The organism is Paraplanobispora takensis (genome assembly GCF_016863195.1).
Taxonomy (GTDB): domain Bacteria; phylum Actinomycetota; class Actinomycetes; order Streptosporangiales; family Streptosporangiaceae; genus Planobispora; species Planobispora takensis.
Genome location: NZ_BOOK01000025.1, coordinates 21,552 through 28,308, shown reverse-complemented (window position 1 = coordinate 28,308; position 6,757 = coordinate 21,552). Strand labels below are relative to the sequence as shown.

The 6,757-nt window shown below is 69.6% G+C and carries 6 protein-coding genes and 1 tRNA gene; 3 read left to right on the top strand and 4 right to left on the bottom strand.

The window, feature by feature from the left end; genetic code table 11:
* The coding region (locus Pta02_RS17805; RefSeq protein ID WP_203875968.1) for a hypothetical protein at positions 1–741 on the top strand (741 nt) is incomplete at its 5' end.
* A gap of 157 nt (positions 742–898) precedes the next feature.
* Here the strand turns inward: Pta02_RS17805 and Pta02_RS17800 are convergent.
* Positions 899–972: transfer RNA gene (locus Pta02_RS17800), tRNA-Pro, on the bottom strand.
* 69 nt (positions 973–1,041) lie between these two features.
* On the bottom strand, positions 1,042–1,941 hold the full coding sequence (locus Pta02_RS17795) for a metallophosphoesterase (RefSeq protein ID WP_203875967.1): 900 nt from the start codon (positions 1,939–1,941) through the stop codon (positions 1,042–1,044).
* Between the two features lie 89 nt (positions 1,942–2,030).
* Here Pta02_RS17795 and Pta02_RS17790 point away from each other — a divergent pair, with 89 nt between their 5' ends.
* A complete protein-coding gene (locus Pta02_RS17790; protein WP_203875966.1) occupies positions 2,031–2,486 on the top strand; it encodes a GatB/YqeY domain-containing protein in 456 nt (151 codons plus the stop codon).
* Positions 2,487–2,627: 141 nt separating this feature from the next.
* Here the strand turns inward: Pta02_RS17790 and Pta02_RS17785 are convergent, their stop codons facing one another.
* On the bottom strand, positions 2,628–4,832 hold the full coding sequence (locus Pta02_RS17785; protein ID WP_307837474.1) for a transglycosylase domain-containing protein: 2,205 nt from the start codon (positions 4,830–4,832) through the stop codon (positions 2,628–2,630).
* 301 nt (positions 4,833–5,133) lie between these two features.
* On the opposite strand from Pta02_RS17785, the gene Pta02_RS17780 reads away from it, so the two are divergent.
* Complete coding sequence (locus Pta02_RS17780; protein ID WP_068898049.1) at positions 5,134–5,430, top strand: WhiB family transcriptional regulator; 297 nt, start codon at positions 5,134–5,136, stop codon at positions 5,428–5,430.
* A gap of 125 nt (positions 5,431–5,555) precedes the next feature.
* Here the strand turns inward: Pta02_RS17780 and bagB are convergent, their stop codons facing one another.
* Positions 5,556–6,731, bottom strand: coding sequence for an ATPase BagB (gene bagB, locus Pta02_RS17775; RefSeq protein WP_239130824.1), 1,176 nt, complete (start codon positions 6,729–6,731; stop codon positions 5,556–5,558).
* Positions 6,732–6,757 lie beyond the last annotated feature (26 nt).

Here is a 6,757-nt window from a genome sequence, read left to right as displayed (position 1 = left end):
GACCAGGCGGCCGATCAGCGTGACCAGGCGGCCGATCAGCGTGACCAGGCGGCCGATCAGCGTGACCAGGCGGCCGATCAGCGTGACCGCGACAGGCGTGCGGCCGAGGCAGAGGCCGGTGCCGCCGATGCCGCCCTTCACGTCCTGCTGCAGGCGGCCGAGCGGCGCGATCGGGCGGCCGAGCGGCGCGATCAGATGGCCGACGCGGATGACGGGGGCAGGCCGCAGCGGTGGGCGGCGGAGCTGGAACTGCGCGCCACCGACCGTGAACGCGCAGCCTGGGATCGTGCCCAGTTGCGCAGCATGTGGGTGCTGACGGGCAAGGAGCGAGCGGCGGCGCAGGCCGATGAGGCCGCCGCGCGGCAGGATCGCCTGCAGGCACGTCATGACCGTCAGGCCGACGCGCGGGATCGAGTCGCCGCGCGGGCCGATCGCGAACAGGCCGCCTTCGAGCGTGAGCCGTACGGCCGTTCATGGCAGGCCGAGGCGGCGCATGCTGCCCTCACCGGCGACGTGAGCGGCCGGACCGGCCGACTCGTGGCGGACGTACGCCTCTTACGGCAGCGCAGCCAAGAGCTCGTCCGGCAGTGCGAACAGATCCACCGCAGGGCGGTGACGATTCAGCGCCGGACCGGGCAGACGCTTCAGCGCCTGCTGGAGATCCGGCGTCGGCAGCGGGTGGCCGTCCTGCGCGCACGGGATGCGTCGCGGTCGAGCGGGGGTTCCCCGCCCGGCGCGTGAAGAGGCGGGAGACGTGGTGGAGGGGCGGAGACACGCCGATCACCGGTTGTCTCCACGGTGGAAACGCTTGTCTCCGCTGTGGAGAACCGAGAGGACCGTAGAAAACCGAGAGGCCGCTTCCGATCTTCGGAAGCGGCCTTCTGGCTGCCTTGCTGGGTCGGGGTGGCGGGATTTGAACCCACGGCCTCTTCGTCCCGAACGAAGCGCGCTGCCAAGCTGCGCTACACCCCGGTGCACGCCGTCTTGCTCGTGCTTGGGAAAGTCTAGCGGACTTCGTGGGTGCTTGTGTCACTCCGGGCGTCAGGTCCGGCGGCGGGGAACCAGGGTCAGGAGGGAGGCCTCGGGGTAGCAGGCGAAACGGACCGGGGCGTAGGGGCTGGTGCCCAGGCCGGCGGAGACGTGGAGGTAGGCGGAGTCGTGGCGGCTCAGGCCCTTGACCCGGGCGCGGTCGATGCCGCAGTTGGTGACCAGGGCGCCGTAGAACGGGATGCACAGCTGGCCGCCGTGGGTGTGACCGGCCAGCAGGAGCTGGTAGCCGTCGGCGGCGAAGCGGGTCATGTTGCGGGGCTCGGGGGAGTGCATCACGCCCAGGCGCAGGTCGGCGTCCGCGGGAGCGGGACCGGCGATCACGTCGTAACGGTCGCGGTCGATGTGGGAGTCGTGGATGCCGCCCACGGCCACGTCGAGGTCGCCGACCTTGATGCGGGCGGTGGTGTTGTTCATGTCGAGCCAGCCGGCGGCCGACATGCCGGCGCCGAGCTCCTGCCAGGGCAGGCTGGGCGTGTGCTGGCGCTTGTCGCCCTTGGAGGTCCGCCACAGATAGCGGGCGGGGTTCTTGGGCACGGGGGCGTACAGGTCGTTGGAGCCGTACACGAACAGGCCCGGTCGGGACAGCAGCGGTTCGAGCGCGTGCAGCAGCGGGGGGACCGCCTCGGGGTGGGCGATCGAGTCGCCGGTGTTGACCACGAGATCGGGCTTGAGGTCGCCCAGGGAGCGGACCCAGTTGATGAGCAGCCGCCTGCCGGGGGTGAGGTGCAGGTCGGAGAGCTGGAGGATGCGCACGGGGCGCTGACCGGGCTCCAGCACGGGCACGTCGAAGCGCCGCAGGCGGAACGCGTTGCGCTCGATGACCGAGGCGTAGGCCAGACCGGCCAGACCGGCACCGAGCAGGGACAGGGGCACCGCTACTGCTTTCCTCACCTTCCCATCATGCCCGAGTCCGGCTCCGCATCCCGCCCGAAGGGAAACCCGGGATACAACCGGGCTGGTGAGAGGGCAAGATGGACCGCATGACCGCATTGAAGGACAAGCTGAAGGCCGATCTGACGGCCTCGATGAAGAGCAGGGACGAGATCCGCACCCGCACGATCCGTATGGCCCTGGCCGCCGTCAACGTCGAGGAGGTCTCGGGCAAGACCTCGCGCGAGCTGACCGACGACGAGATCGTCAAGGTGCTCACGAAGGAGGCCAAGAAGCGCCGGGAGGCGGCCGAGGCCTTCGGCGGCGCCGGCCGTACCGAGCAGGCGGAGGCGGAGCTGGCCGAGCAGGCCGTGCTGGAGGAGTACCTCCCGGCCCAGCTGTCCGACGAGGAGCTCGCCGCGCTCGTGGACGAGGCCGTCGCCGAGAGCGGGGCCTCAGGGCCGCAGGCGATGGGCCAGGTCATGAAGGTCCTCAACCCCAAGGTGGCCGGGCGCGCCGAGGGCGGCCGGGTGGCCCAGGCCGTACGGGCCCGCCTGACGGCCTGAGGTCCGCCTGACGACCTGAGACCCGCCTACGGCCTGAGACCCGCCTGACGGTCCGGGACTCGCCCGAGACCGTCGGAACCGTCAGAGCCCTCCCCGGTATGCCGGAGAGGGCTCTGACGTCGTCGAGGTGACGTGCCCGCGTCAGGGGACGATGGGCGTGCCGCCGTTGGGGTCCTCGCCCCAGCCCGGCGGAGGCTCGTCGCCACCGCCACCGCCACCGCCGCGGTCGTTGTCACGGCCGCCGCCGTCACCGCCCCTGTCGGGCTTCTTGATCGGCTTGGGCGGCGCACACCGGCCGGCGGAGCAGCCGCCGAAGCGCTCCATGTTCACCGGGGTGAACGAGGTCGGCTCGACGCCCTTCAGCGCGCCGAGCATGGAGTCCTTCCAGATGCGGCCGGAGATCGTCGCGCCGTACACGTAGCCGTAGTAACGCCCGCCGATGGTCACGCCGACCAGGTCGTGCTCGAAGGCGCCGCGCGGGTCGCCGAGGCTGACCGCCGAGGCCAGGTCGGGGGTGTAACCGGCGAACCAGGCCGCGGTGTAGGCGTCGGTCGTGCCGGTCTTGCCCGCGGCCGGCCTGTTGATGCCGCCGACCTCGGTCATCGTGCCCTTGGTGAACACGTTGGACATGATGTGCGAGGCCGCGTCGGCGACCTCCTCGTCCAGGACCTGCTTGCACTTGGGCTTGTAGGTGGTGGCCTTGCCGTTGCGGTCGCGGATCTCGGTGATGGCCATCGGCTTGCAGTAGGCGCCGCGGGCGCCGATCGTCGCGTAGGCGGCGGCGACCGTCACCGGGTCCATCTCGTTGATGCCGAGGGTGAAGGTCTCGAACTCCTTCAGCGGGGCCCCGTCGGCGCGCTTGATGCCCAGGTTCTTGGCCATCTTGACGACGTTGCAGAGCCCGACCTCCTGCTCCAGGCGCATGAAGAAGGTGTTCACCGAGCCGAGGGTGCCGGTGGTGAGGGTCTTGAACCCGCCGCCGCTCTCACTGGAGTTGTTCACCTCGTGGGAGGGCTCGCCCACCCGGTTGCCCTTGCAGTCGCGGAAGGCGCTCTCGCTCGGGGCCCGGTAGCCGGCGCCGGTGCCGAAGCCGTCGTTGAGCTTCATGCCCTGGTCGAGCGCGGTGAGCAGGGTGAACGGCTTGAACGTCGATCCGGCCTGGAACCCCGCGCCGCCGCCGTGCAGCACGTCGCCCGCGAGGTTGTAGCCCATCTGGTTCTTCTTCTTGTTCTGCCCGAACTTCCGGCTGGCGGCCATCGCCTTGATGGCGCCGGTGCCGGGGACGATCATCGCCTGCGAGGCGACCGGCTTGTCGGTCGTCCGCACGTACTTGGCGATGGCCTTCTCGGAGGCCAGCTGGGCCTTCCGGTCGAGCGTCGTCTTGATCGTCAGACCGCCGCGCTGGAGGAACTTCTTGCGGGCCTCGGCGGTCTTCCCGAAGTCCTCGTTGTTGAGGATCTCGTACTGGGCGTAGAGGCAGAAGTAGGGGAAGTCGCTCTCGTCGCAGCCGCCGGGGACCGGGTTGTCCTTGAACCCGAGCTTCTTGGCCTTGGCCTCCGCGGCCTCCTGCGGGGTGATCTTGCCGAGCTCCTGCATCCGGTTCAGCACGATGTTGCGCCGCTCCAGGAGCCGCTGGCGGGCCGCCTTGCCCGCGTTGGGGTCGGTCCGGCTGGGGTTCTGTACGGCTCCCGCCAGCGTGGCGGCCTCCGACAGGGTCAGCTCGGAGGCCGGCTTCTTGAAGAACCGCTTGGACGCGGCCTGGATGCCGTGGGCCCCGGCCCCGAAGTAGGAGATGTTGAGGTAGCGCTCAAGGATTTCCGACTTGGTGTACTTCTCCTCGATGGCCAGCGCGTAGCGCAGCTCGTTGAGCTTGCGGGAGAAGGTGGGCGCGATGGCGGCCTCCTGCTCCTCCTTGGTCTCGGCGCTGCTGAACAGCACGAGCTTGACGTACTGCTGCGTGATCGAGGAACCGCCCTGGACGACGCCGCCGCCGGAGAAGTTCTTGACGGCCGCGCGGAAGGTGCCCTCCAGGTCGAGGGCGCCGTGCTCGTAGAACCGGAAGTCCTCGATCGCGACGATCGCCGTCTTCATGACGTCGGAAATCTGGTCAAGACTGACGGATTCGCGGTTCTCATAGTAGAACTGGGCGAACTGCTTGCCGTCGGAGTCGAGCAGGACGGTCTTCTCGGGCAGCGGAGGCTCTTTGAGGTCCTCGGGCTGCAGATGCAGCTCCTCCGTCGCGGACTTGACGGTCACGCCCGCGCCGCCCACTGCCGGAAGCGCGATGGCAGCGACCAGCACCCCCGCGGCGGCGCCTGCGGCCACGAGCCGCAGCACGCTCCCCACTGCTGATCTCTGATCTTTGCCTTGAGCTTGCACGAGTCCAAGAGTACGTCGGGCGGATGGTTCAAACGGTAACGGAAGCATGTTTCTGCTTGACTGGTTCCTGCCCGTGGAAGAGGTGACTAGTCATTCCCGGCCACATGGCCCTGGAGAACCATGCGGGAAATTGGTCCCGCCGGGGGCTGTCCGCCCGAACGTCTGATTGCGTACGGTCTCTTTCTGCGGCAACTGAATACGGAGGCTCGACGACCGCGCCCGTCGGCCCCCCAAGTCACGACTGACCACCTAAGGGGAGTGGGGTCGAATGTGGATCACGGATTGGACCTCCAGTGCGGCTTGTAAGGGTGCGGATCCCGACGCGCTGTTCGTTCAGGGCGCTGCCCAGAACCGAGCGAAGCTGATCTGTCGAGGATGCCCGGTCCGGACCGAGTGCCTCGCCGATGCGCTGGACAATCGCATCGAGTTCGGGGTGTGGGGCGGGATGACCGAGCGCGAACGCCGGGCGCTGCTGCGCCGGCGACCCGACGTCGACTCCTGGCGGGACCTGCTGGAACTCGCCAAAGAGGAGTACGAGCGGACGAACGAGCTGATCGCAGGCTGATCTCCGCCCTGTGAGACCGGCTGCGCGAAGGCGCGCGGCCGGCCTCACCATGCTCACGGCCCGCCGTACGGCAGAGCGCCTCACCGCCGTACGGCCGGCCGTCTCAGCGCTGTACGGCCGGCCGTCTACTGCCTGGACGTCTGATGCTGGGCGGCCAGCAGCTCTCCCACCTCGCGCAGGCCGTCCAGGTCGTGCACGTCCGCGGGCATCGCGGGGACCTGAGCCACCGGCACCGTGGGGTGGGCGGAGACGAAGTGGTCGCGCTGGCGGCTCTCTCGCGCGGCCAGCTGCATCCGGCCGGCGTGCAGCCGCAGCACCGCGGCGGTGAGCTCGTGCTCGCCCCGCGACTCCAGGTCCTCGGCCGCGGCGGCGCTCCGGGCGGCCGACAGCACGGCCGCGGGCGAGAGGTGGACCCGGTTGATCACCAGTCCGGCCAGGGGCATGCGCTCCTCGGCCAGCCGCTCCACGAAGTACGACGCCTCACGCATGGCGTCCCGCTCGGGTGCGGCGACGACCACGAACGCGGTCCCGGGGGCCTGCAGCAGCTTGTAGGTCTGCTCGGCGCGCGCCCTGAACCCGCCGAAGACGGCGTCCAGGGCGGAGACGAAGGTCTGCAGGTCCTTGAGGACCTGCGCGCCCAGCAGCTTGGTCATCGCCCCGGCGACGAGGCCGAACCCGGCGTTGAGCAGCTTGAAGGCGCTGCGCCCGCCCGCCTTGGCGGGTGCGGTGAGCATGCGGATGAAGCGGCCGTCCAGGAAGCGGCCCAGCCGTTCCGGCGCGTCCAGGAAGTCCAGCGCGGAGCGGGAGGGCGGGGTGTCCACGATGATCAGATCCCAGTCGCCCGATCGGCGGAGCTGGCCGAGCTTCTCCATCGCCATGTACTCCTGCGTGCCGGAGAAGCTGGACGAAAGAGACTGATAAAAGGGATTTGTCAGGATCTGGCGGGCTCGATCGGGGTCGGCGTGCGCCTCGATGATCTCATCGAAGGTCCGCTTCATGTCGAGCATCATGGCGTGCAGCGTGCCCTCGCCCTTGGTCCCGGCGACACGCCGGGGCGTGTTGTCGAGCTCGGTCAGGCCCATCGACTGGGCCAGCCGCCGCGCGGGGTCCACGGTCAGCACGACGGCGCTGCGCCCGCGCTCGGCGGCGCGCAGCCCCAGGGCGGCCGCCGTGGTGGTCTTGCCGACGCCGCCGGAACCGCAGCACACGACGATCCGGGTGTTCGGGTCGTCGATGATCGCGTCGAGATCGAGAAGCGGGACGTCCTTCACCTTGCTCCCTGAAGCTCCCTGCACCTTCACGCCACTCCCTGAACCTTCACCACACC